Origin of the sequence: Bradyrhizobium sp. cf659, assembly GCF_900113725.1 — a bacterium.
In the GTDB taxonomy this organism is placed as follows: domain Bacteria; phylum Pseudomonadota; class Alphaproteobacteria; order Rhizobiales; family Xanthobacteraceae; genus Bradyrhizobium.
The window spans coordinates 1300976-1323590 of record NZ_FOQJ01000001.1; the positions used below are offsets into that span (position 1 = coordinate 1300976).

The 22615-nt window shown below is 66.0% G+C and carries 21 protein-coding genes; 7 read left to right on the forward strand and 14 right to left on the reverse strand.

Translation table 11 applies throughout. From position 1 onward, the window contains the following. Window positions 1-56 precede the first annotated feature (56 nt). Complete coding sequence (locus tag BM118_RS06450) at window positions 57-761, reverse strand: TetR/AcrR family transcriptional regulator (RefSeq protein ID WP_092183257.1); 705 nt, start codon at window positions 759-761, stop codon at window positions 57-59. Between the two features lie 105 nt (window positions 762-866). On the opposite strand from BM118_RS06450, the gene BM118_RS06455 reads away from it, so the two are divergent. The 4 genes from BM118_RS06455 (at window position 867) to BM118_RS06470 (ending at window position 5175) form a co-directional block, all read left to right on the forward strand. After that, the gene (locus BM118_RS06455) at window positions 867-1844 is read left to right on the forward strand and encodes a tripartite tricarboxylate transporter substrate binding protein (RefSeq protein ID WP_092183259.1); all 978 of its coding nucleotides are present in this window, start codon (window positions 867-869) and stop codon (window positions 1842-1844) included. Window positions 1845-1858: 14 nt separating this feature from the next. After that, window positions 1859-2662: an ABC transporter substrate-binding protein gene (locus tag BM118_RS06460; RefSeq protein WP_177234056.1), complete on the forward strand. Its 804-nt coding sequence runs from the start codon at window positions 1859-1861 to the stop codon at window positions 2660-2662. A gap of 181 nt (window positions 2663-2843) precedes the next feature. Then, window positions 2844-3770, forward strand: coding sequence for a PepSY domain-containing protein (locus BM118_RS06465; RefSeq protein WP_092183261.1), 927 nt, complete (start codon window positions 2844-2846; stop codon window positions 3768-3770). 157 nt (window positions 3771-3927) lie between these two features. After that, window positions 3928-5175, forward strand: a complete 1248-nt coding sequence (locus tag BM118_RS06470) for a DUF763 domain-containing protein (RefSeq protein ID WP_092183263.1) — start codon at window positions 3928-3930, stop codon at window positions 5173-5175. A gap of 22 nt (window positions 5176-5197) precedes the next feature. On the opposite strand, the gene BM118_RS06475 is transcribed toward BM118_RS06470, so the two are convergent. The 4 genes from BM118_RS06475 to BM118_RS06490 all read right to left on the reverse strand — a co-directional run bounded on the left by BM118_RS06475 (window position 5198) and on the right by BM118_RS06490 (window position 8096). Continuing rightward, window positions 5198-5431 (reverse strand): hypothetical protein, encoded by a 234-nt coding sequence (locus BM118_RS06475; protein WP_177234057.1) that lies wholly within the window; start codon window positions 5429-5431, stop codon window positions 5198-5200. Between the two features lie 112 nt (window positions 5432-5543). After that, a complete protein-coding gene (locus BM118_RS06480; protein ID WP_092183265.1) occupies window positions 5544-6800 on the reverse strand; it encodes a cytochrome P450 family protein in 1257 nt (418 codons plus the stop codon). An 89-nt stretch (window positions 6801-6889) separates the two neighbouring features. Next, window positions 6890-7216, reverse strand: a complete 327-nt coding sequence (locus tag BM118_RS06485; RefSeq protein ID WP_092183267.1) for a hypothetical protein — start codon at window positions 7214-7216, stop codon at window positions 6890-6892. A gap of 106 nt (window positions 7217-7322) precedes the next feature. Next, on the reverse strand, window positions 7323-8096 hold the full coding sequence (locus BM118_RS06490) for a ferredoxin--NADP reductase (protein ID WP_092183269.1): 774 nt from the start codon (window positions 8094-8096) through the stop codon (window positions 7323-7325). A 157-nt stretch (window positions 8097-8253) separates the two neighbouring features. On the opposite strand from BM118_RS06490, the gene BM118_RS06495 reads away from it, so the two are divergent. Next, the gene (locus BM118_RS06495) at window positions 8254-9450 is read left to right on the forward strand and encodes an amidohydrolase family protein (RefSeq protein WP_027543230.1); all 1197 of its coding nucleotides are present in this window, start codon (window positions 8254-8256) and stop codon (window positions 9448-9450) included. A gap of 176 nt (window positions 9451-9626) precedes the next feature. On the opposite strand, the gene BM118_RS06500 is transcribed toward BM118_RS06495, so the two are convergent. The 9 genes from BM118_RS06500 to BM118_RS06540 form a co-directional block, all read right to left on the reverse strand. Continuing rightward, window positions 9627-10043 (reverse strand): hypothetical protein, encoded by a 417-nt coding sequence (locus BM118_RS06500; RefSeq protein ID WP_244550065.1) that lies wholly within the window; start codon window positions 10041-10043, stop codon window positions 9627-9629. A gap of 16 nt (window positions 10044-10059) precedes the next feature. Then, complete coding sequence (locus BM118_RS06505) at window positions 10060-10515, reverse strand: MarR family winged helix-turn-helix transcriptional regulator (protein WP_092183272.1); 456 nt, start codon at window positions 10513-10515, stop codon at window positions 10060-10062. A gap of 13 nt (window positions 10516-10528) precedes the next feature. Further along, a complete protein-coding gene (locus tag BM118_RS06510; protein WP_011086609.1) occupies window positions 10529-11233 on the reverse strand; it encodes an ABC transporter ATP-binding protein in 705 nt (234 codons plus the stop codon). Then, a complete protein-coding gene (locus BM118_RS06515; protein ID WP_092183274.1) occupies window positions 11230-12021 on the reverse strand; it encodes an ABC transporter ATP-binding protein in 792 nt (263 codons plus the stop codon). Before BM118_RS06515 ends, BM118_RS06510 begins: the two co-directional genes overlap by 4 nt. After that, complete coding sequence (locus BM118_RS06520) at window positions 12018-13907, reverse strand: ABC transporter permease (protein WP_092183276.1); 1890 nt, start codon at window positions 13905-13907, stop codon at window positions 12018-12020. The genes BM118_RS06515 and BM118_RS06520 overlap by 4 nt, the downstream gene beginning before the upstream one ends. Window positions 13908-14107: 200 nt before the next feature. After that, window positions 14108-15310: an ABC transporter substrate-binding protein gene (locus BM118_RS06525; protein ID WP_092183278.1), complete on the reverse strand. Its 1203-nt coding sequence runs from the start codon at window positions 15308-15310 to the stop codon at window positions 14108-14110. 80 nt (window positions 15311-15390) lie between these two features. Continuing rightward, on the reverse strand, window positions 15391-15975 hold the full coding sequence (locus tag BM118_RS06530; RefSeq protein ID WP_092183280.1) for an amino acid synthesis family protein: 585 nt from the start codon (window positions 15973-15975) through the stop codon (window positions 15391-15393). A gap of 27 nt (window positions 15976-16002) precedes the next feature. Beyond that, the gene (locus BM118_RS06535) at window positions 16003-16902 is read right to left on the reverse strand and encodes a UPF0280 family protein (protein ID WP_092183282.1); all 900 of its coding nucleotides are present in this window, start codon (window positions 16900-16902) and stop codon (window positions 16003-16005) included. Next, window positions 16899-18356: a hypothetical protein gene (locus BM118_RS06540; protein ID WP_027543240.1), complete on the reverse strand. Its 1458-nt coding sequence runs from the start codon at window positions 18354-18356 to the stop codon at window positions 16899-16901. The genes BM118_RS06535 and BM118_RS06540 overlap by 4 nt, the downstream gene beginning before the upstream one ends. Window positions 18357-18608: 252 nt before the next feature. Here BM118_RS06540 and BM118_RS06545 point away from each other — a divergent pair, with 252 nt between their 5' ends. Further along, a complete protein-coding gene (locus BM118_RS06545; protein ID WP_092183284.1) occupies window positions 18609-19091 on the forward strand; it encodes a (2Fe-2S)-binding protein in 483 nt (160 codons plus the stop codon). Then, window positions 19091-22615, forward strand: a complete 3525-nt coding sequence (locus BM118_RS06550; RefSeq protein WP_092183286.1) for a molybdopterin cofactor-binding domain-containing protein — start codon at window positions 19091-19093, stop codon at window positions 22613-22615. The genes BM118_RS06545 and BM118_RS06550 overlap by 1 nt, the downstream gene beginning before the upstream one ends.

A 22615-nucleotide genomic window follows, 5' to 3' on the forward strand; every position in this document is an offset into this window, starting at 1 on the left:
CATGGTCCGCTTGCGAGCGGAAACGCGAAACCGCGTCTCCACCCGGGCAGTTTCTTTCAAGTCTTGTTGCTCGCAACAGCCCGCCGGCGCGCCGGCTGGTCGAGCGGCGGTGCCTGGAAAGCGGCGACGGTGGCTTGCACCAGCTGCTCGATGGCGCTGGCGGCATCGCTGCCGTCGGCCTCGCCGCGCGACAGGCGCGAGACGCGATCCGGCGTCACCAGCGAATAATAGAGTGCACCGAGCAGGAAGTGACTGCGCCAGACGATGTCGGTGCGCGGAATGTGCGGCAGACTGTCGTGGACCGCGTCGATGAAGGCGTGGCTGGTGTCGTCGAAGGTCTGCGCGATGATCTTTCGTGCGACCTCGTTGCCTTCCGCCGACATCACGGCGCGCAGCCGCGTGAAGCGCGCCCCGCCGCCGGCGAGATCGCTGCCGGAGGTGAAGGCCGGCACCACATAGGCCCGCACGATCGCCTCCAGCCGGTCCTGGAGATCGCGCACGCGCCTGGCGGCGGCGAGCAGCTCGGAACGGCGCAGGTTCATCGGCCCGCAATGGCGCCGGTAGATCTCCAGCAGCAGGCCGTCCTTGGTCTTGAAATGATAGGTCACGCTGCCGGGATTGGCCCCGGCGGCCTGGGCGATATCGCGCACCGACACGGCATTGAAGCCGTTGGTGGCGAACAGCTCCTCGGCCGCGGCGAGGATCGCCTCGCGCATGTTCGGCTTTCGGGCCGTTTCCTTGCTGGTGGGCTTGCGTACCATGTGATTTGTACTATCGTACAAAAGATCAGGTCTCGTCAACAAAAACGATGCGAGACGTCCCGGGGTCGGAAGACCGCCGCAGGGACGCGAATGGAGTGCTGGGAAATGCTGGGTTTGAACACAACAATCGGTCGGCTCGTGGTCGGTGCAGGCTTGCTACTGGCGGCGAACGCCGCGCAGGCTGAGAATTATCCGAGCAAGCCGGTCCACATCCTGGTGCCCTATGCGGCCGGCGGCGCGGTCGACGTGCTCGCGCGCACGCTCGGCCAGGCGCTGGCGAAAACCTGGGGTCAGCAGCCGGTGATCGATAATCGTCCCGGCGCCGGCGGCATCGTTGCCTCGCAGGCGCTGACGCAAGCTGCACCGGACGGCTACACGCTGATCCTGGTCGCGAGCGGCCATCCGCTCAACCAGTTCATCTATCCGAACGTGCCCTATGACACGTTCAAGGATTTCACCGCGATCACCGAAGTCGCCTCCTCGCCGCTCGCAATCGTGGTAGCGAAGGACAGCCCCTACAAGACGCTCGGCGATCTCCTGGCCGCAGCAAAGAAGGAGCCGGACAAGCTCTCCTACGGCATGTCGGGCAACGGTACGTCCGCACATCTCGCCGGCGAGCTGCTCAAACACATGTCCGGCACCAAGATCGTCGCGATCCCCTACAAGGGCGGCGCGCCGGCGCTGACCGCTGTCATCGCCGGCGAGATCCCGCTCAGCATCAACCCGCTTGCGGAAGCCATCGGCCAGCTCGAAGGCGGCCCGGTGCGCGCGCTCGCGGTGACTTCGGCCGAACGCTCCAAGGCGCTGCCGGATGTTCCGACCATCGCCGAGGCCGGCGTGCCCGGCTACGATGTTTCGGTCTGGTGGGGCGTGCTGGGCCCGGCAAAAATGCCGCCGGAGATCGTGTCCAAGCTCGAGACCGACCTCAAGGCCGCGCTGCAAGACCCCAGCGTGCTGTCGACGCTCGGCAAGATCGGCGCAGCTCCGGTCGGCTCCTCCGCCAAGGATTTCGACGCCTACATGCACGCCGAAGCGACCAAATGGGAGCCGGTGCTGAAAGCCGCCAACATCCGCGCGCAGTAAGGCGGGATCATCTCATGAGGATCTCTTGCTGGAGGCACCTTGCGCTCGCCGCCCTGCTCGCGTTTGCCACTGTCGGCCTCTCCGGCTCGTTCGCGAAGGCCGATGGCGAAGCAAAGCTCCTGGCGCCGGGCGGCACCTTGCGCGTGGGCATCTATGCGGGCAGCCCGACCTCGATGGTCACAGATGCGGCCGGCAAGCCGCACGGCCTCGCCTACGATCTCGGCGGCGAACTGGCGAAGCGGCTCGGCGTCGGCGTCGACTATGTCAGGTTTCAACGCGTTGCCGACATCGTCACCGCGATCCACGACGGGCAGGTCGACTTCACCGTGACCAACGCCACGCCGGCCCGCGCCAGCGAGGTCAGCTTCAGCCAGCCCGTGCTGGCGATCGAGCTCGGCTATCTCGTCCCGGCGAATTCGCCGATCGGCAAGGTCGAGGACATCGACAAGCCAGGCGTGAAGATCGGCGTCACCAAGGGCTCGACCTCGGAGCGAACGCTGCCGGCGAAATTCAAGAACGCGACTATCGTTCCCGCCGAAAGCGTCAAGATCGCCATCGGCATGTTCGACCGCGGCGAGATCGACCTTTACGCCACCAACAAGCCGACGCTGTTCGAGATGTCCGACCAGATGCCGGGCGCGCACATCCTCGACGGCAATTGGGGCCTGGAGCACATGGCCATCGCGATTCCCAAGGGACGCGAGGACGCGCTGCCCCTGCTCAACCGCTTCGTCGCGGAAGAGCAGTCGTCCGGCGCGCTGGATACGATCCAGCAGCAGGCCGGCTTGCGCGGCGCGACCAAGGCGAGGCGCGAGTAGGCCTCAATTCGCCACCTGCTTCGCGGACCGCCAGACGATCTGCGCACAGGTGCGAACGATTGGCATTCGCCAACATCGCTAACTCTGTTTGCTGCAAATCAACGCAGCAACATGGACAAAGCGTCATTTGTCTTCGGGGCTGCGCTGGGCGACGAAAGCGCGAGATCGCCGGAGACCGAGAATGAGCAAACCCTTATTGTTGACACCGCATCGCTGGATCACGCTGGTCTTCGCGCTGCCCCTGCTCGCGATCATCGCCACCGGACTGATCCTGTCCTTTGAGCCGCTGGTGCAAGTCAGTGGCATCAGTGGTCCGGCGATCGACTCTGGGCGCATCGTCGAACTGGTGAAACGGTATGATCCGGATGGCAAGGCGCGCGGGCTCTCGATCAATGCCGCCAGCCAGCGCATGACGCTGCAAGGCGCCGGCGCCCCGGCGATAGACCTCGCAACAGGCGAGCCCGCCGCCGCCGCGGGCTCCAGCCTCCCCGATCTCTTCCTGTGGGCCCGTGTCACGCATGAGCGATTGCTCGGCCAGGCGTGGCTGGTGACAAGCTCGACCATCGCCATGGTGTCCCTGATGGTGCTCGGTATCCTCACGGGACTGCCGCGCCTGCGCAACACGCTGTCCGGATGGCACAAGGGCACCGCATGGTTTGCGTTGCCGCTGATCCTTCTGAGCCCGCTGACCGGCCTGTGCATGGCGTTCGGCCTGACCTTCCAGAGCGGCGCCGCTCCAGCCGGCGGTGGCGGCCCTCTCGCCCTGCCCGATGCTGTCCGTATGGTCGCAGCCTCGCGCGAGCTGTCGCATGTGGTCTCGATCGGCGCGCGCGGCGGTCGCATGATGGCGCGGATCTATGAGGACGGGGAGCTGCGCGCCTACGCCGTCAATTCATCCGGCGTCACAGCGCTGCCGCGCAACTGGCCGCGCCTGATCCATGAGGGAAACTGGTCGGCCCTGATCGCTTCGCCGCTCAACGTCGTGACGTCGATCGCACTGCTCACGCTGCTCTCGACCGGCCTGCTGATCTGGGCGCGGCGGAAGCTGCGCAAGCCGCGATCACGATCGAACAAGCAACTTGGCGCAACCGTTGCCAAGGCCGCCTGATCGGAGAAAGCATACGCATTCAACTGCGCGTGCCGGCCCGGTTGAGCTTCCCGCATCCCGTGGAGAGGGATGGTCACCGACGTTTCCCTCGTCGCGCAGCACAATGCAGCATTCCCCCCGTGCAACGCTCGCCGGATCGCGCTAGTCTGCCGCACACATGACCAGACGTACCGGCAGCGCCGATCTTCCTCTCCACACCGGACGGGTTCCGCCGTGGCTTGCGAGCCGCATGGCGTCGCTTGGTGCGATCGTCACGCAGGCGATCGTGCATCATTACGGCCGCGATGCGTTTCTCCAGCGGCTGTCGCATCCGTTCTGGTTCCAGTCGTTCGGTGCCGTGATGGGGATGGACTGGCACTCCTCGGGGATCACCACCTCCGTGATCGGCGCGCTGAAGCGCGGGCTCGGCCCGCTCCAGGACGAGCTCGGGATCTATGTCTGCGGCGGCCGCGGCCAGCATTCGCGCAAGACGCCGGACGAGCTGATGCAGCTCGGCGAGCGCGTCGGCTTCGACGGCGTGAAGCTCACCCGCGCCAGTCGGCTGGTGGCCAAGGTCGACAGCGCGGCCGTGCAGGACGGCTTCGACCTCTATCTCCACGGCTTCTTCGTCACGGCCGACGGCAAGTGGACGGTGGTGCAGCAGGGCATGAACGGCGACAAGCGGCAGGCCCGCCGCTATCACTGGCATTCCGAGGCACTGAAGAGTTTCGTCGACGCGCCGCATAGTGCGATCGACGGGCCGCAGCAAGGCGAGATCGTCAATCTCACCGACCATCGCGCCGATATCTCGCGCAGCGCGCAGCTCGAACTCCTCGGCGATCTCGGCCCCGATCGCATCGTCGCCGAATTCGAACGGCTCACCGGGACCACGCCCGCGCAGGCGATGCTGCCGCACCTGATCATGCCTGCGCATCACGATGTCAGGCCCAAGGACGTGTTCGCGCGGCGTCTGCACGGCACGCTGGCTGCGGCAGCCGAGCGTGGCCCGGTCGACTTCCCGGAGCTGTTGCTGACGCCGGGCGTCGGCGCCCGCACGGTGCGTTCGCTGGCGATGGTGGCCGAGGTCGTGCACGGCGCACCCTATCGCTTCAACGATCCCGCGCGCTTCTCGCTCGCTCACGGCGGCAAGGACCGGCACCCCTACCCCGTCCCGATCAAGGTCTACGACGAGACCATCCGCGTGCTGAAGGGCGCGATCCAGAACGCAAAACTTGGGCGCGAAGAAGAGATGCAGGCGCTTAGGCGGCTCGACGACCAGGCGCGGCGGCTGGAGCGGACCGCGCGTGGACCGTCCGTCGAGGCTTACATCGCCGGCGAGCGTGCGGCCTCTCCCGATCTCGACGGCCGCTCCGTGTTCGGCTGGGAGCGCGATCTCGTCGCTTCGAAGAAGTCGGCCGGCTCCTGAAGCTGTCGCTCAGGGCTGTCGCCTAGCCTTCAGCCTCCTCGTCGTCGAGCAGCCGGTTGGCCGAATGATCCTGATACTGCTCGGTCTGGATGAACTTTCCGTCCATGCCGCGAATGTCGGAATGTCGCGCCTTGTCACGGTTCGACAGGATCATGTTATCGCCGACCTTGTCCTTTGCGATGTCCGTGAGTGCGCCAGTCCCCGCGCCCTTGCCATGCGCGGCTGATCCGATATGCGTCTTGCCGCCGTTGGGCATGGGCTGCTCCCTTGCCGCTGCGTGCATTGGGGCAACGCCTGCGCGATGGAGATTGTTTCGCACGTCACGCAAGATGATCCGCGCCATTGTTCCCGGCACGGCGTGCGCGATGTCAATCCGCCAGCAACGGCTCGGCGGCGGCACCACGGCTCGGCCGGCGGTTCCCGCCGGCAACGACAGGCAATCTCGCGATCGCACGCATACCCGGACGCTTGCGCCAGTGGATTTGCGCGGGGTCGACGGCGAGCTCGAGTTTCGGCCATCGCGCAAGCAGCGCCTGCAATGCGCAAGTCGCCTCGATCCGCGCGAGCTGGTGGCCGAGACAGAAATGAATTCCCGTTCCGAATGACATGTGGCGGTTCGGCTTGCGCGTGAGGTCGAGCCGCTCAGGGCGGTCGTGCACGGCCGGGTCCATGTTGGCGGCGGCAAGCATGACCATGACACGGTCGCCCTTCTTCAGCCGCACGCCGGCAAGCTCGACATCCCGCCGCAAATAGCGCGGCTTGGAAAACTGCACCGGCGAGACGAAGCGCAAGAATTCCTCGACGGCGAGCGAGATGCGGCTCCAGTCCTCCTCCAGCCAGTCGCGCAGGCCCGGATTCCTGAGCAGCTCGTAGACCGAACCGCTGATCAGATGCGTGGTCGTTTCCGATCCCGCCGCGAGCAGCAGGAACACCATCGAGACCATTTCGTCCGGCGTGATCTGGCCGCCCTCGCGCTCGACCTGGACCAGCTCGGCGATCAGGCCCTCGCCGCCCTGCACGCGCGCGATCTGCAACTGCTGTGCGAGATAGGCGCGCATCTTGCGGAACGCGAACAGCAGGCGGAAGAAGCTGACGACATTCGTCAGCGACGACATCTTGTTGGCCCAGGCGATGAATCTCGGGCGATCGGCCGCAGGCAGGCCCAGCAACTCGCAGATCACCGACACCGGCAGGATGCGGGCGTACTGCTGGACGAGGTCGGCGGGGCTGCCATCGGCAAACAGGTCGTCCGCCAGACCGTCGGCGATGGCGCGAATGCGCGGCTCCATCGCGACGATCGCGCGGCGGCGGAATGCCTCGTCCACGATACTGCGCAGCCTCGTGTGATCCGGCTCGTCCATCGTCAGCATGTTGTTGGCGATGGCCCTGACATATCTCGGCATCCACCAGCGCAGACCGGCGACGTCGCCATCCTCCTTGCGCAGTGTGAAGGTGGTGCCGTCCTTCAGCACCTCTGCCGTGGCATCATGAGTCGTGGTGATCCAGACATCGCCGACGAGGGGAAATCGGGTCGCAACCACGGGGCCGGACGCGCGCAACGCGGCAATCGCCGTGGGCGGATCGCGGAAGAAGGCCTCGCTGGTGAAATCGAGGCGCGGTGCCATGGGATCACCGGAGTGGTTGGTGGCGCCTCAACCAGATGGTACGCGCGAGCCGATGCGCAAGGCCGGAACCGGCGCGAGCGGAAGAGAGCCTACCCGCCGCCCGGCGAGCGCTGGCCGGTCTTGCGCTGCTGCTGGTTGGTATAGGCGTCCCAATGGCTCCAGCTGCCGCTGCTGAGGCTTTGCAGGTCGGTGGTGAGCGGACGGCGCGTGCGCTTGTCGTGGTCGGCGATGGCGCGTTCCGACTGCGTGATCTTGCGCTTGAGTTCCCCGATCGCCTTCTGGGTCTGGCCGTTCCGCTTCGACGAAGCGATCTCGCCCATCGTGAAGCGCGCCGTCTCGAGCGCCTTCAACTCGGCGCGATTCTTCTTCAACTGGACCCGGTGCCAGGCGATGTTGCTGTCGCTGTCCGCAACCATGTGGGAACTCCGCTGATTCGCACCCACAGTGTATCGTGCGCCGAATCGGCGCCGCAACGCCCATGCGAGGGCGAAAATGCGGTCTTCTTGCGCAAGAATTCCGAACTTAGCGCTCGGCGAAGGCCTTTTCGACCACGAACTGGGCCGGCTCGCCGTGATTGCCCTCGATGAAGCCGCGCTCGCCCAGGAGCGTGCGGGTGTCCGCGACCAGCGCCGGGCTGCCGCAGATCATGACGCGGTCGTGGGCCGCTTCCAGCGCCGGCAAGCCGATATCGCTGAACAGCTTGCCCGAGGTGATGAGGTCGGTGATGCGGCCGCGGTTGCGGAAGGGATCGCGGGTCACCGTCGGGTAGTAGATGAGCTGGCTCTGGATGTAGTCGCCGAGCAACTCATCCTGCGGCAGATGCTCGGTGATCATCTCGCCATAGGCGAGTTCCTTGACGTGGCGGCAGCCGTGCAGCAGCACCACCTTCTCGAAGCGCTCGTAGGTTTCAGGGTCCTTGATCACGCTCAGGAACGGAGCGAGGCCCGTGCCGGTGCCGATCAGGTAGAGGTTGCGGCCCTCTTCCAGGTTGTCGATCACCAGGGTGCCGGTGGCCTTGCGGCTGACGATGATCTCGTCGCCTTCCTTCAGGTGCTGGAGCCGCGAGGTCAGCGGGCCGTCCGGCACCTTGATCGAGAAGAACTCCAGCGTGTCCTCGTAATTGGCGCTGGCGACGCTGTAGGCCCGCAGCAGCGGCTTCTCGCCGACCTTGAGCCCGATCATGGTGAATTCACCGTTGCGGAAGCGGAAGGTCGGGCTGCGGGTGGTCTTGAAGGAGAACAGCGTCTCGGTCCAATGGTGGACGCTCAAAACGCTTTCCTGGTTGAAATTGCTCATCTCACCCTTCCGTGTCGCTACGTTGCGGTTCCGAGGCGGTCAGCTATGCGTCGTTTGTACACGATCATTCGTGTACTAATGAATAATCCGGCTTGATCCCGTGGTCAAGGCTGCCCAAGATCGACAGCGTTGCAGTTAAGGACAAGGACCCCCTTCCATGGCGCATGACGCACCCCAGGCCACCGGACCCTCGAAGCTCGTGATCCGCAATATCGGCCTGATCCTGTCGGGCGCGCTGGAAAAGCCGATCCTGGATGGCGACACCATCGTCGCCGAGAACGGCAGGATCACTGCGATCGGCCGCTACAAGGATCTCGACACGGAAGGCGCGACCACCATCGTCGATGCCAACGGCACCACGGTGACCCCCGGCCTGATCGACAGCCATGTCCACCCCGTCGCCGGCGACTGGACGCCGCGCCAGAACCAGATCAACTGGATCGACAGCTCCCTCCATGGCGGCATCACCACCATGATCTCGGCAGGCGAAGTGCACATGCCCGGCCGCCCCCGCGACGTGGTGGGGCTGAAGGCGATGGCGATCTTCGCCCAGCGCGCGTTCTGGACGTTGCGTCCGGGTGGCGTGAAGGTTCATGCCGGCGCGCCGGTCATCGAATGCGAGATGGTCGAAGAAGACTTCAAGGAATTGGCCGCTGCCGGCGTCAAGCTGCTCGGCGAAGTCGGCCTCGGTGGCGTCAAGGACGGGCCGACGGCGCGAAAAATGGTCGGCTGGGCGCGCAAATACGGCATCCAGAGCACGATCCACACCGGTGGCCCCTCGATCCCCGGCTCCGGCCTGATCGACAAGGATGTGGTGCTGGAGGCCGACACCGACGTGGTCGGCCACATCAATGGCGGCCACACCGCCCTTCCCGACGACCAGATCCGCTGCATCTGCGAGGGCTGCAAGCGCGGGCTCGAGATCGTTCATAACGGCAATGAGCGCTCGGCGCTCTACACGTTGCGCATCGCGCGCGAAATGGGCGACCTGCACCGCGTCATCCTGGGCACCGACGGGCCGGCCGGCTCCGGCGTGCAGCCGCTCGGCATCTTGCGCATGGTCTCGATGCTGTCCTCGATCGGTGAGCTGCCTGCCGAGATCGCGTTCTGCCTTGCCACCGGCAACACGGCGCGGATGCGGCAGCTCGATTGCGGCCTGATCGAGGTCGGCCGCGCTGCGGATTTCGTCATCATGGACAAGGCGCAGCACTCGCCGGGCAAGAACATCCTGGAGAGCGTCCAGCTCGGCGACCTCCCCGGCATCGGCATGACCATCATCGACGGCATCGTCCGCACCCAGCGCAGCCGCAACACCCCGCCGGCGGGCAAGGTGCCGGAAGTCGTGGCGAAGTAGGATTGGACGAAGGCCAGACCCGTCATCCCGAGCTGCGAGCACGCGGCGCGATAGCGCCGTGTGCGAGCCTCGAAGGATGAACGGCCGAGATGCAGCCGGCCGTCGCCCTTCGCGGCGCGCCCTGCGGCAAGCCGCAGGACGAGCACCTCAGGGTGACGGTGAGAGAGCGGCCTTCATCAGCGTCGCCTTGGAAGCTCACAACGCACGTAGAATTGCCGCCTGGCCTGCCCGACCGGGCCGTTCTCGATCACCAGGCGGCCGTCCGCCGCGACTGAAATCCGCGGATTGGAGCGAAACTTGTCTCCCTCGCCTTCGCAGGCGAGCCGCATCTTCCAGCCGAGCTTCCCGTCAGCGGTGATCGCACTGGCGCGGCATCGCGTCTCATACCAATAGAGGCGGTTACCGCCCTCGATGCTCATGCGGTTGGGGCTGTCGTCATTGCGGCAATCCATTTTGGTCGACGCCCAGAAGCCTTCATAGGCTTGCGCCGCCCAGGCGGGAGCACACTCGCTCGCCAGCGCCGCGCCAACACTCAAAACCACCGCGACGCAATGCGCCACCCTCATGCCGGGAAACCTCGATGGAGCCTTCATCGAAGTTAGTCACCGCTCACCGCAACTTGTTCAACAGCGCCATCAGCGTCTCGCGCTCCTTGGCGTCGAGCGGCGCGAGCGTCTCGCGGGTGATGGCGAGCGCGTTCGGCGCCAGTTTTTCGGCAAGCTGCTGACCGGCGCGCGTCAGGCTCACGAGCAGGCGCCGTCCGTCCTCGGGATCCTGGCTGGTCTCGGTCAGGCCGCGCGCCGTCAGGCGGTCGATTACGCCCTTGATGGTCGCGACATCCATGGCCGTCAGCCGGCCGAGCTGGTTCTGCGAGCACGGTCCGGTCTCGGCGAGCTTTGACAGCGCCGCCCATTGCGTCGGCGTCAGATTGGTGCCGATGTCGCGGGAGAAGATCGAGCTGTGGCGCTGCCAGACCTGGCGCAGGATGAAGCCGACCTGCTCGTCGAGCACATAAGGCGGTTTTGCCGGTTTGACGCTCTTCTTCGCCGCAACGCTTCTCGCCATCCGCTCCCGCCCCTCACAACGACAGATGCGCGTCGCGGATGTCCGGACGCGCGTCGAGCTCGGCCATGGTGCCGCCGAAGCAGATACGGCCGCGCTCGATGATGTAGGCGCGATCAGAGATCAACCGCGCGAAATGCAGATTCTGCTCGGAGACGACAATGCTGACGCCCTCCTTCTTCATGGTCAGGATGGCATCGACCATCTGCTCCACGATCTTCGGCGACAGGCCTTCCGAGGGCTCGTCGAGCAGCACCAGCGACGGATTACCCATCAGCGTGCGCGCGATGGTGAGCATCTGCTGCTCGCCGCCGCTCATGCGGCCGCCCGGGCGGTTCTTCATCTCGCCGAGGTTTGGAAACAGCGTGAACAACTTGTCGCGCGTCCAGTATGGCGCGTTCGGACGCTTCGGCTGCCGGCCGACTTCGAGATTCTCCTCCACCGTCAGATCGGTGAAGATTCGCCGCTCCTCCGGCACATAGCCGAGCCCCTCGCGCACGATCTCGTGCGTCGGCCGCACCGATACGTCCTTGCCCTCGAACATGATGCGACCCGAGCGCTGCGCCACGAGGCCGACGATCGAGCGGAACGTCGTCGACTTGCCGGCGCCGTTGCGGCCCAGCAGCGCCACCACCTCGCCCTCGCCGACCTCGAAGCCGATGTCGAACAGGATATGCGCCGGGCCGTAATGGCTGTTGAGGTCCTGCACCGTGAGCTTCATGTCGAGGCTCCCTCGCGGTGGCGGGCATCGTAGACGAGACCCTCGCCGAGATAGACCGCCTGCACCTGCGGGTTGCCACGCACCTCGGCCGGCGAGCCCTCGGCGATCAGCGTACCGCGGTTGAGCACGATGATGCGGTCGGCATGCTCGAACACCACGTCCATGTCGTGCTCGGTGAAGAGCACGCCGATCGATTTTTCCCGCGCGATCTGCGCGGTCAGCCGCATCAGATCGACGCGCTCGCGCGGCGCCATGCCGGCGGTCGGCTCATCCATCAGCAGGAGTTTCGGCTCGTTGGCGAGCGCGACCGCAAGCTCGAGCCGCTTGAGGTCGCCATAGGCGAGCTCGCCGCAGGGCCGATCCGCATAGCCGCCCATGCCGACGAGCTCGAGCAAGCGGCCGGCTTCGCCGCGATCGAACTTCGGCGCCGAGCCCCAGAGGTTGAACAGCTGCTTCCCGTGCGAGATCAGCGCGACCTGCACGTTCTCGCGCACCGTCATGGTCGCGAACGTCGCGGTGATCTGGAAGGTACGCCCCACCCCGAGCCGCCAGATCTCGCGCGGCTTCTTGCCGGTGGTCTCTTCGCCAAGCAGGCGGACCTGGCCGGAATCCGGTTTGTTCTGGCCGTTGAGCATGTCGAAGCAGGTGCTCTTGCCGGCGCCGTTCGGGCCGATCAGCGCCAGGATTTCGCCGGCACGCAGCGAGAACGAGACGCCGCGCACGGCATGGATGCCGCCATAGGATTTCGTCAGGCCTTCGACCGCGAGAAGTGGGGGTGCGACGCTCATTCGGCGGACTCGATCGGCTTGGCAAGCAGGGGAGATCCCGGCGGCGATGTCTTCCTGCGGCGTTGCGCCAGCATCTCCAGCATGCCGACGATGCCCTTGGGGAAGACGACGACGATCAGCACGATGAAGCCGCCGAGCACGAGCTTCGACAGATCGGTCTGGCTGACCAGCCAGATGTTGAGGGCCTTGTAGACGATGGCACCGATCACCGCGCCCGACACCGTCTCGACGCCGCCGAGCAGCACCATGACCAGCGCGTCGACCGAGAGCGAGATGCCGAGATTGTCCGGGAAGACGCTGCCCTTGAGATAGGCGAACAGCGCGCCGCCGATGCCGGCGGTCGTGCCCGCGATCACGAAGGCCGTCCACTGGATGCGCTTGGCGTTGATGCCGATCGCTTCGCTGCGCAGGAGCGAGTCGCGCGTGGCGCGGAGCGCATAGCCGAACGGCGAGAACACCATGGCCCGCAGCGCGATCGTGACGAGCGCCGCGACGCCGAGCGCCAGCCAATAGAAATGCGACGGGCTCGCCGCCCATTTTTCCGGCCATACGCCCAGAATGCCGTTGTCGCCGCCGGTTACGCTCACCCACTGGAACGCGATCGACCAGACGATCTGGGCGAAGGCGAGCGTCAGCATCGCGAAATAGACGCCGGAGAGTTGCACGGCGAAGAAGCCGAACACGGCGGCGCCCATGCAGCCGAGCAGCGGCCCCAGCAACAGGCAGACGATCATCGGCAGTCCGGCCATCTTGGCGAGGAAGGCGACGCCGTAGGCGCCGAGGCCGAAATAGGCGGCGTGGCCGAAGGATGCGAGCCCGCCGACCGACATCAGGAAATGCAGGCTGACCGCGAAGATCACGAAGATCGCGATCTCCGAGCCGACGGTCAGCGCGTAGTTGCCGGCGAACAGCGGCAGCGTTGCGGCAATGACGAGCACCGCCAGCGCAGCCAGCCGCTCGTTCGACGTCAGCGGGCGCCACGGGTTGACGGTGAGACCCGGCGTCCTGCGCGCGGCCGCCTCGGGCTTGCCGAACAGTCCCCAGGGGCGAACGATCAGCACCACCGCCATCACCAGGAACACCAGGATGATGGAAATCTTCGGGAAAATCAGGATGCCGAAGGCGTTGAGCTCGGAGACCAGCACCGCCGCGACGAAGGCGCCGACGATACTGCCGAGACCGCCGATCACCACCACGACGAAGACCTCGACGATGATGCGCAAATCCATCGCGTGATGCACGGCATCGCGCGGGATCTGGAGCGCGCCGCCGAGCGCTGCGAGGAAGACGCCGACCGCGAACACTGACGTGAACAACCATTTCTGATTGACGCCGAGGGCCGCGACCATGTCGCGGTCCTGCGTTGCCGCGCGCACCAGCACGCCCCAGCGCGTGCGCTGGAACAGCAGCCAGAGAATGCCGAGCACGACCGGGCCGAGCACGATCAGGAACAGGTCATAGCTCGGGATGTTCTGGCCGAAGAAATCGATCGCGCCCTTGAAGCCCGGCGCGCGGCGGCCGACGAGATCGTCGGGCCCCCAGATCAGCACGACGAGGTCCTCGACCATCAAGGTCAGGCCGAAGGTCGCGAGCAACTGGAACAGTTCGGGCGCATGATAGATGCGGCGGAGCAGCACCATCTCGACGATGACGCCGATCAGCGCCACGGCCAGCGCGGCCGCGACAATACTGCCCCAGAAGCCGAATGCGCCCGAAAGCCGCTCGGTGAGCGTGAAGGCGATGTAGGCGCCGATCATGTAGAAGGCGCCATGCGCGAAATTCACGATCCGCGTCACGCCAAAGATGATCGACAGGCCCGAGGCCACCAGGAACAGCGACGCTGCGCTGGCGAGTCCGGTCAGAAACTGTACGACATAAAAGGCCATCGGCGGTCCGGGTTGGGTGTTGCATGCCTGGCACGGCACGCTGGGTCTTGGTTCACCTCTCCCCGCTTGCGGGGAGAGGTCGAATTGCGGAGCAATTCGGGTGAGGGGGAGTCTCCGCGAGTCGTCTGTTACCTCCCTCGCGGAGGCTCCCCCTCACCCCGACCCTCTCCCCGCAAGCGGGGCGAGGGAGAAGAAGGAGATCAATCCTTCGGCCGCAGCTTCTCGACTTCGGCATCGCTGGGCAGATAGTCCGCGCCCTTCTTGTAAGACGAGTCCACCATCACGCCCTTGCCGTCCTTCAGCGCGGTCTTGCCGACGTAAGCGCCGAGCGTCGACTGATGGTCGATCTTGCGGAAGGTGATCTCGCCGAACGGCGACGGCATGGAGAGCCCCTCCGCCGCGGCAATCAGCTTCTCCGGGTCGGTCGAGCCGGCCTTCGCCAGGATCGCGGCCGCCGACTTGATCGTCTGGTAGCCGACGATCGAGCCGAGACGCGGATAGTCGTTGTACTTGGCCTGATAGGCCTTCAGGAACGCATCATGCTCGGGCGTCTTGATCGAGTACCAGGGATAGCCGGTGACGATCCAGCCCTCGGGCGTCTCGTCCTTGAGCGGATCGAGATATTCGGGCTCGCCGGTCAGGAAGGACACGACCTCGCGCCCCTTGAACAGGCCGCGGGTGTTGCCTTCGCGCACGAGCTTCACGAGATCGGCGCCGAAGGTGACGTTGAGGATCGCCTCGGGATTCGCCGCGGCAACCGCCTGCACCACCGGGCCCGCGTCGATCTTGCCCTGCGGCGGCCACTGCTCGTCCACCCACTGGATGTCGGGGCGCTTTTCCGACATCAGCTTCTTGAACACGGCAACTGCCGACTGACCGTACTCATAGTTCGGCGCGATCGTCGCCCAGCGCTTGGCCGGCAGCTTGCTGGCTGCCTCCACCAGCATCGCGGCCTGCATGTAGTTCGAAGGCCGCAGGCGGAAGGTGTACTTGTTGCCCTTCGACCAGGTCACCGCGTCCGTCAGCGGCTCGGCCGCGAGGAAGAACACCTTCTTCTGGTTGGCGAAGTCGCTGACCGCAAGGCCGATGTTCGACAGGAACGTCCCCGTCAGCATCGCGACGCCCTCGCTCGACACCAGCTCATTGGCCGCGGTCTGCGCGTCCGCCGGCTTGCCGCCGTCGTCCTTGGAGACGACGACGAGCTTCTTGCCGTTGATGCCGCCGGCCGCGTTGATCTCTTCGACCGCGAGCTGCCAGCCCTTGCGATAGGGCTCGGTGAAGGCCGGCAGCAGCGAGTAGCTGTTGATCTCGCCGATCTTGATGTCCTGTGCCATGGCCGAATGGGCCATGCCGCCCGCCAGAAGCGCGAAGGCCGCGCCGACGAAAATGTTTCTTGCTCGCATCCCAACCTCCAGTTTTGAACTCTCTACGTCTTCAGCGTGATGTTATCGGAGAAGCTGTGCCCGCCTCCCCGGTTCAAGCCCTATCTCAGACCGTCCTCGCCCTTGATTTCCGCGACCGTCAGCCCGCCCACGCGCGGCAGCGGACGACCGCTGTCGGTGACGGCGACCGCGACCATGATCTCGTTGGCGCGCGGCGCGTCGTTGATCTGCACTTCCATGCCGTCGAAATGGCTGCGCACGAAGGCTGCATCCTTGTGCCCCAGGGGAATATCGAGCGTCGTGCCGGGGCCGCTGCGCTTCTTCGACGACGGGATCAGCGCTGCGCCCTTGCTCAGCACCTTGCGCACCGGCGCGCCCATCTTCGGATGAAGGATTGCCGCCGCATGTTCCAGCTCGCCGTTCTCACCGACGGCCGCCGCCTTGCCGTAGCTCTGCACCTTCGCCCCGTCGATCCCGAGTGCCGCAACCGCGCGCTTCGACAGGAGCTCGCCGAGCTCCTCGCCGATCGCGATCAGCGGCGAGAGATCCTCGACATATTTTCCGGCGAAGGGATTTTCGATGACGGCAATGGCCGCGGCGCGCCGGGTCGGCGGCGAGACCTGGCGGCCCATCTCCATTTGCGTCTCTTCGACGACGGTGACGATCTTGCGGATGATCGCGCTCATGATTGTTTCCCTTGGGCTCGCCCCTGTTCAGGCATGAACCGCGTTCTCCAGCACGGGCGGGCGCGATCGTTGCCGTTCAATATCTTTCGGTCCAACGACAAGCATATCACCACTGAGCTGCAACACGGCACCCTCGATCAATCCGCGATCGAACAAATGCCGTGCACATTCCGCGCCAGATTCCAGCGCGGCCGCAATCTCGGTCGGCGACAATTCACTGACGCCGCGGGTGACGAGGCGCGCGCCGAGATCGCTGTCGGGCTGAAGCTCGTTCGCGGGCTGCCGGACGATGGCGGGATGCCCGGGCAGATCGACGGCGTTGGCGATGATCGTGGCCGCCGCATCGGCGTGCGAGGCCGTTGCCGCCAGCACCGTCACGGCGTCGGCAATGCCGAACGAAAAGCTGCGGCCGTGGCGCCCGCTGGTCGCGATCCCCCGCACGGGATCATCAGCATCGACCTTCATCCTCCGCATCACGCCATCGCGACCGGGCCGGTCCATCAGCCCGACCGAAAAATGCTCGCCTCGCGCAAGATGCAGCGCGATGTCGCCGCCGTTATTGACATAGGCCTGGTCGAGCGATGCCGCGTCCAGCATTGCGCCCAGAATCTCCTCGGCCACGCTGCCGGCCACCGCGGCCATCGGCGTGATGAAGCAATCGGGGGCATAGGGCGCAACGGCGGCATACATGCGGCGGGCAACGACGCCCTTCAGTGGACACATTCCGGGTTCCGCTGCCTTGCGCAACTCCGTCAGCTCCACGCAGAGCTCATCGAGCAGCCCGGTGAAACGGCGCGCCGCGGCGTCATAGGCCGCGCGCACCTGGCTCGCGTCCCCCCTCGCCTCGACGATCAGATCAATCGGACCATCCTGCAAATGCAGCCGCCGACCATCAGACAGCCATGCGATTTGCGGGAGCCGAGTCATGCCCGGGGCCCCGGAATCGGGTTCTGCCAGGGCAACTGCCGGACATCGTCGCCGCCCTGCACCTCGGAGAGCGGCTTCACATAATCCATGTGCCCGCCGAGTGCGGCATAGTCGGACAGCTTCATCGTGAACTCGATCGGCGCGACCAGCGCGGGCGTCGGCACGTAGCCGAACGCGCCTGAAGGCATCTGCGTCACGTCGACCATGTAGGTGATGCCGCCGCCGGGCCAGACATACACAGGCGCACCACCGCTGGTGACGCGTGTCAGCGCGTCCTTCACCGAGCGCGTCAGCCGCACTGGATTGTCGGTGACGCCCGCGCGCAGCGAACCGCCGGCACCGGCCATGAACAGCACGGTGCACAGCGCCGGCTCGCAATTCTCCTGGATGCGCTCGACCGAGAACTTCAAATCATCAGGCATCTCGGTCTCGACCGGCTTCAGGGCCTCATCGAGCACGTAATAGGAGGAGTGTTCACCGGTCGTGGAGACCATCAGCATGGAGAGGCCAGGCTTGGCCTCCTTGGCATCGAACGGTCCGAGAATCGCGAGCGGATCGGAAATGTTGGTGCCGCCCCACCCCGTGCCGGGATCGGCGACCTGGAAATAGCGGCCGGGCGTTGAGCGCCGCCCCTTCATCTTGATGCCGGTGTCGGCGATGTCGAGCAGTTTTCCGGCCTGGTGCTCCGAGAGCACGCCGGTGATGTGATCGTCGACGACGACGACCTCGTCGACCTTGCCGTGCCATTGCTTGGCGAACATGCCGATCGTCGCCGAGCCGCAGCCGACGCGCATGCGCTCTTCCTTCACGCCGTTGACGATCGGCGGCTGGCCGGCCTGCACCACCACCGTGGCGCCGCCGTCGATGGTGAGCTCGACCGCCTTGCAATTGGCGAGGTCCATCAGCGTGTCGCAGGTGACGCGCCCCTCCTTCTTGGAGCCGCCGGTGAGATGATGCACGCCGCCGAGCGACAGCATCTGCGAGCCGTATTCGCTTGTCGTGACGTGGCCGACCGCCTCGCCCTGGGCGCGGACGGTCGCGGTCTCCGGGCCGAGATAGCGGTCGGTGTCGATCTTCACCTTGATGCCGCAATAGGAGAAGATGCCCTCGGTGACGACGGTCACCATGTCGACGCCGTCGACTTCCGCAGAGACGATGAACGGCGCCGGCTTGTAGTCGGGATAGGTCGTGCCCGCACCGATCGCGGTGACGAAGGTCGAGGGTTCGTGGACGATCTTGCCGTCCCAGTCTTCCGTGCGGCTGAACGGCACGAGCTTGCCGCCATGCGAGACGGTACGCTCCAGGATCACATGCGGATCGACGCGAACGAGCTTGCCGTCGTGATTGGCGTAGCGGTCGCAGGCGCCCGCCGCGCCCGGCTTGATGTAGCACATCACCGGACAGGCATCGCAGCGGATCTTGTCGGTGGCGGCGCTCGTCGTTTCAGTCACCATGTGCAAGCCAGCGGACACTGCGGTTATCATTCGTATACGAACGATGTTGCGCGCGGTCCCGATAGCTGTCAAGCGGCGGCGCCCGCGAAAAGATGCGCCTGCCGAATAAAACCTCATTTGCCTGCCGCCTTTGTCCACAAAGCGGGCAGTCGCGCTGCACTGCGGCATGGCCGCTTGCACGTTTGTGTACAAACGGTATCGTCGCAACGTACAATTTTTGCGACCCGATCGTCGCGGGGCTTGGGAACAGGGATGACGCAGACACCGATCCGCCTCACCGTGAACGGCAGGATCCACGAGATCACTGCGGAGCGCCAGACGCCGTTGCTCTATGTGCTGCGCAACGACCTCGCGCTCAACGGTCCGAAATATGGCTGCGGCCTCGGCGAATGCGGCACCTGTACTGTCCTGATCGACGGCGCCGCCGCGCGCTCTTGTGTCATCCCGATCGGCGGCTGCGCGGGACGCGACATCGTGACGCTCGAAGGGCTCGGCACAAGCGACAAGCCTGATCCGGTGCAACAAGCCTTCATCGACGAGCAGGCCGCGCAATGCGGCTACTGCCTCAACGGCATGATCATGACCACCAAGGCGCTGCTCGCCATCAACCCGCGGCCGACCGAGCAGGAAGCGCTGGCGGCGCTGCGCTACAATCTCTGCCGCTGCGGCACGCATGTCGAAATCCTGCGCGCCGTGATGCGCGCATCGGGCCAACTCACTGAGGCCGCCGACTGATGGCCTCCCCTGCCTCGAACGGAGCTGAGCGGCAATCGGGCTCGCTCGTCGTCGTCCGCACGGTGGACGAATGCACATCCGAGACTTTCGTCCGTATCACCGCGGACGGCTCGGTCACCGCCTATAATGGCCATGTCGATCTCGGCACCGGCATCCGCACTGCACTCGGCCAGATCGTCGCCGAGGAGCTCGACGTGTCCTTTGCGCGCGTCGTCGTGGTGCTTGGCGATACCGCCGTGGTGCCAAACCAGGGCGCCACGATCGCCAGTGAAACCATCCAGATCACCGCCGTCCCTCTGCGCAAGGCCGCAGCGCAGGCGCGCCACTTCCTGATCGCGCGCGCGGCCGAGCAGCTGGAGTTGCCGGCGGCCGATCTCAAAATCGAAGACGGGCTCGTGCGCGGGCACGACAACCGCAGCGTCAGCTATGGCGAGCTGATCGGCGGCGAGACGATCCGGCTCGAGCTTGGCGACGACGTCGCCGTCAAACCTGTCGGCGAATACGCCATCGTCGGCCAGTCGATGCCGCGGGTCGATCTGCCGGCGAAGGCCACGGGCGAATTGACCTTCGTGCACGACATCCGCCTGCCCGGCATGCTGCACGGCCGCGTGGTGCGTCCCCCCTATGCCGGCGTCGATGCCGGGCCGTTCGTCGGCACCAGCCTGATCGCGGTCGATGAATCCTCGGTGCGCGACGTTCCCGGCATCATAGCCGTCGTGCGCATCGGCGATTTCGTCGGTGTAGTCGCCGAGCGCGAGGAGAATGCGATTCGCGCCGCGGAGCAGCTCAAGGTGGGCTGGAAGCCGACGCCGGATCTCACCGATCTCGCCGATGTCGAGACCGCGCTGCGCGCCAATCCGTCGACACCGCGGACGTTGATCGACAAGGGCGACGTCAATGCGGCGATAGCAGGCGCCGCCACGCCGATGCAGCGCACCTATGTGTGGCCCTACCAGATGCATGCGTCGCTCGGCCCGTCCTGCGCCGTCGCCGACTACCAGAACGGCAACATCCGCGTCTGGTCGGGCACGCAGAATCCGCATCTGCTGCGCGACGATCTGGCGCTGCTGATCGAGCGTCCCGAGAGCGAGATCGAAGTCATCCGGCTGGAGGCCGCCGGCTGCTACGGCCGAAACTGCGCCGACGACGTCAGCGCGGATGCACTGCTGCTGTCGCGCGCGGTCGGCCGTCCCGTGCGCGTGCAGCTGACGCGCGAGCAGGAGCACGCCTGGGAGCCCAAGGGCACCGCGCAGCTCATCGACGTCAATGGCGGCCTCAACGCAGACGGCAGCGTCGCGGCTTACGACCTCGCCACGCGCTATCCCTCGAACGCCGCGCCGACGCTGGCGCTGCTGTTGACGGGTCGCGTGTCGCCCGATCCGGCCGTGCTCCAGATGGGCGATCGCACCGCGATCCCGCCTTACGACTACGACCACATGCGCGTCGTCGCCCATGACATGGCACCGATCGTGCGCGCGTCCTGGCTTCGCGGCGTCTCGGCGCTGCCGAACACGTTTGCACATGAATCCTACATCGACGAGGCTGCAACGGAAGCCGGCGTCGACCCGATCGAGTACCGGCTGCGCTATCTGAAAGACCAGCGCGCCGTCGATCTCGTCAATGCGGTCGCCGAGCGCGCGGGCTGGGCGCCGCGACCGGTCCGCGAAGAGAAAGACGGCGAGGTCGTGCACGGGCGCGGCTTTGCCTATGCGCTCTATGTCCACAGCAAGTTCCCCGGCTATGGCGCGGCGTGGTCGGCCTGGGTCGCCGACGTCGCCGTGAACAAGACGACCGGCGACGTCAGCGTGACGCGCGTCGTCGCGGGACAGGACTCCGGCCTGATGATCAATCCGGACGGCGTGCGCCACCAGATCCACGGCAACGTCATCCAGTCCACCAGCCGCGCGCTGATGGAGGAGGTCTCGTTCGAGCGCGGCGCGGTGGCGGCGCGCGAATGGGGCGCCTATCCGATCATCCCCTTCCCCGACGTGCCCAAGATCGACGTCTTGATGTTGCCGCGGCCGGACCAGCCGCCGCTCGGCGTCGGCGAATCCGCCTCGGTGCCGAGCGCGGCGGCGATCGCCAATGCGATCTTCGATGCCACCGGCGTGCGCTTCCGCGAGCCACCGTTCACGCCCGAGCGCATTCTGAAGGGATTGCACGGTGAAACATCGCCCGTGCCGCAAGCTCTGCCCGCGCCCGCCGCGCCAAAACCATCCCGCATCTGGGAGAATCCATTCGCCAGGCGCGCCGGCGTCTTCGCGACCATTGCCGCCGTCTGCACCGCCGCGATCGGCGTTGGCGCCGCCCTCTTGCCCGGGCGCGCCATCGCGCCGATCGCGCGGCCCGATGCATCGGTCTATTCCGCGGCAACCATCGCCCGCGGCCAGCAGCTTGCCGCGCTCGGCAATTGCGCGGAGTGCCACACCACCATCGGCGGTGCGCTCAACGCCGGCGGCCGCGCGCTTCAGACGCCGTTCGGCACGATCTACGCGACCAACATCACGCCCGACGTCGAGACCGGCATCGGCGCCTGGTCCTATCCCGCCTTCGAACGCGCGATGCGCGACGGACTGCACCGCGACGGGCGGCAGCTCTATCCTGCTTTCCCCTACACGCATTTTTCGAAGACCAGCGAGGCCGACCTCCAGGCGCTCTACGCCTATCTGATGGCACAGCCCGCGGTGCGCGCGACGGCGCCCGCGAACACGCTGTCCTTCCCGTTCAACATTCGCCCGCTGCTCGCGGGATGGAATGCGCTGTTTCATCAGGCGAAGGAGTTCAAGCCCGATCCCGCCCAATCCGAGCAGTGGAATCGCGGCGCCTATCTGGTCGAGAGTCTCGGCCATTGCAGCGCCTGCCATTCGCCGCGCAACGCGCTCGGCGCCGAGCAGCGCGGGGCCTATCTCGCCGGCGGCTTTGCCGAAGGCTGGGAGGCGCCGCCGCTGACGTCGCTGTCGCATGCACCGATCCCCTGGAGCGAGGACGAGCTCTACGCCTACTTGCGCACCGGCCATTCGCGCTATCACGGCGTCGCCGCGGGCCCGATGGCGCCCGTTGTCAGGGATCTCACGGCCCTGCCCGACCAGGACATTCGCGCGATGGCCGTCTATCTCAACTCGTTCAACGACGCTGCCACAGAGACGCCGGATGCGCTTGCCGCCAGGCTCGAGAGCGCAACGCAAGTCACCACCGCCGCCTCAACCGGCGCGCGGCTCTATCAGGGCGCCTGCGCCGTCTGCCACGAGATCGGCGGCCTGCCGCTGTTCGGCAGCCGGCCCTCGCTCGCGCTCAACAGCAATTTGCACAGCGCGACATCGGACAATCTCGTGCAGGTGATCCTGCACGGCATCACCGAGCCCGCATCGAGCGATCTCGGCTACATGCCCGCGTTCAGGAACAGCATGAGCGACGCGCAGGTCGAGGAGCTCGTTACGTTCCTGCGCAAGCAATTCGCACCCGACAAGCCGGCCTGGACGGGCGTGCGCGAAACGATCGCACGCGTGCGATCGCCCACGCATTAG

Bases quoted from the DNA above. Each gene is read 5' to 3' on its own strand.
- BM118_RS06460 (WP_177234056.1), top strand. From the start codon at position 1,859: ATGAGGATCTCTTGCTGGAGGCACCTTGCGCTCGCCGCCCTGCTCGCG.
- BM118_RS06510 (WP_011086609.1), bottom strand. From the start codon at position 11,233: ATGAAGCTCACGGTGCAGGACCTCAACAGCCATTACGGCCCGGCGCAT.
- BM118_RS06520 (WP_092183276.1), bottom strand. From the start codon at position 13,907: ATGGCCTTTTATGTCGTACAGTTTCTGACCGGACTCGCCAGCGCAGCG.
- BM118_RS06470 (WP_092183263.1), top strand. From the start codon at position 3,928: ATGACCAGACGTACCGGCAGCGCCGATCTTCCTCTCCACACCGGACGG.
- BM118_RS06500 (WP_244550065.1), bottom strand. From the start codon at position 10,043: ATGAAGGCTCCATCGAGGTTTCCCGGCATGAGGGTGGCGCATTGCGTC.
- BM118_RS06515 (WP_092183274.1), bottom strand. From the start codon at position 12,021: ATGAGCGTCGCACCCCCACTTCTCGCGGTCGAAGGCCTGACGAAATCC.
- BM118_RS06530 (WP_092183280.1), bottom strand. From the start codon at position 15,975: ATGAGCGCGATCATCCGCAAGATCGTCACCGTCGTCGAAGAGACGCAA.
- BM118_RS06485 (WP_092183267.1), bottom strand. From the start codon at position 7,216: ATGGTTGCGGACAGCGACAGCAACATCGCCTGGCACCGGGTCCAGTTG.
- BM118_RS06455 (WP_092183259.1), top strand. From the start codon at position 867: ATGCTGGGTTTGAACACAACAATCGGTCGGCTCGTGGTCGGTGCAGGC.
- BM118_RS06525 (WP_092183278.1), bottom strand. From the start codon at position 15,310: ATGCGAGCAAGAAACATTTTCGTCGGCGCGGCCTTCGCGCTTCTGGCG.
- BM118_RS06480 (WP_092183265.1), bottom strand. From the start codon at position 6,800: ATGGCACCGCGCCTCGATTTCACCAGCGAGGCCTTCTTCCGCGATCCG.
- BM118_RS06540 (WP_027543240.1), bottom strand. From the start codon at position 18,356: ATGGTGACTGAAACGACGAGCGCCGCCACCGACAAGATCCGCTGCGAT.
- BM118_RS06475 (WP_177234057.1), bottom strand. From the start codon at position 5,431: ATGCCCAACGGCGGCAAGACGCATATCGGATCAGCCGCGCATGGCAAG.
- BM118_RS06450 (WP_092183257.1), bottom strand. From the start codon at position 761: ATGGTACGCAAGCCCACCAGCAAGGAAACGGCCCGAAAGCCGAACATG.
- BM118_RS06535 (WP_092183282.1), bottom strand. From the start codon at position 16,902: ATGACTCGGCTCCCGCAAATCGCATGGCTGTCTGATGGTCGGCGGCTG.
- BM118_RS06505 (WP_092183272.1), bottom strand. From the start codon at position 10,515: ATGGCGAGAAGCGTTGCGGCGAAGAAGAGCGTCAAACCGGCAAAACCG.
- BM118_RS06495 (WP_027543230.1), top strand. From the start codon at position 8,254: ATGGCGCATGACGCACCCCAGGCCACCGGACCCTCGAAGCTCGTGATC.
- BM118_RS06550 (WP_092183286.1), top strand. From the start codon at position 19,091: ATGGCCTCCCCTGCCTCGAACGGAGCTGAGCGGCAATCGGGCTCGCTC.
- BM118_RS06545 (WP_092183284.1), top strand. From the start codon at position 18,609: ATGACGCAGACACCGATCCGCCTCACCGTGAACGGCAGGATCCACGAG.
- BM118_RS06465 (WP_092183261.1), top strand. From the start codon at position 2,844: ATGAGCAAACCCTTATTGTTGACACCGCATCGCTGGATCACGCTGGTC.
- BM118_RS06490 (WP_092183269.1), bottom strand. From the start codon at position 8,096: ATGAGCAATTTCAACCAGGAAAGCGTTTTGAGCGTCCACCATTGGACC.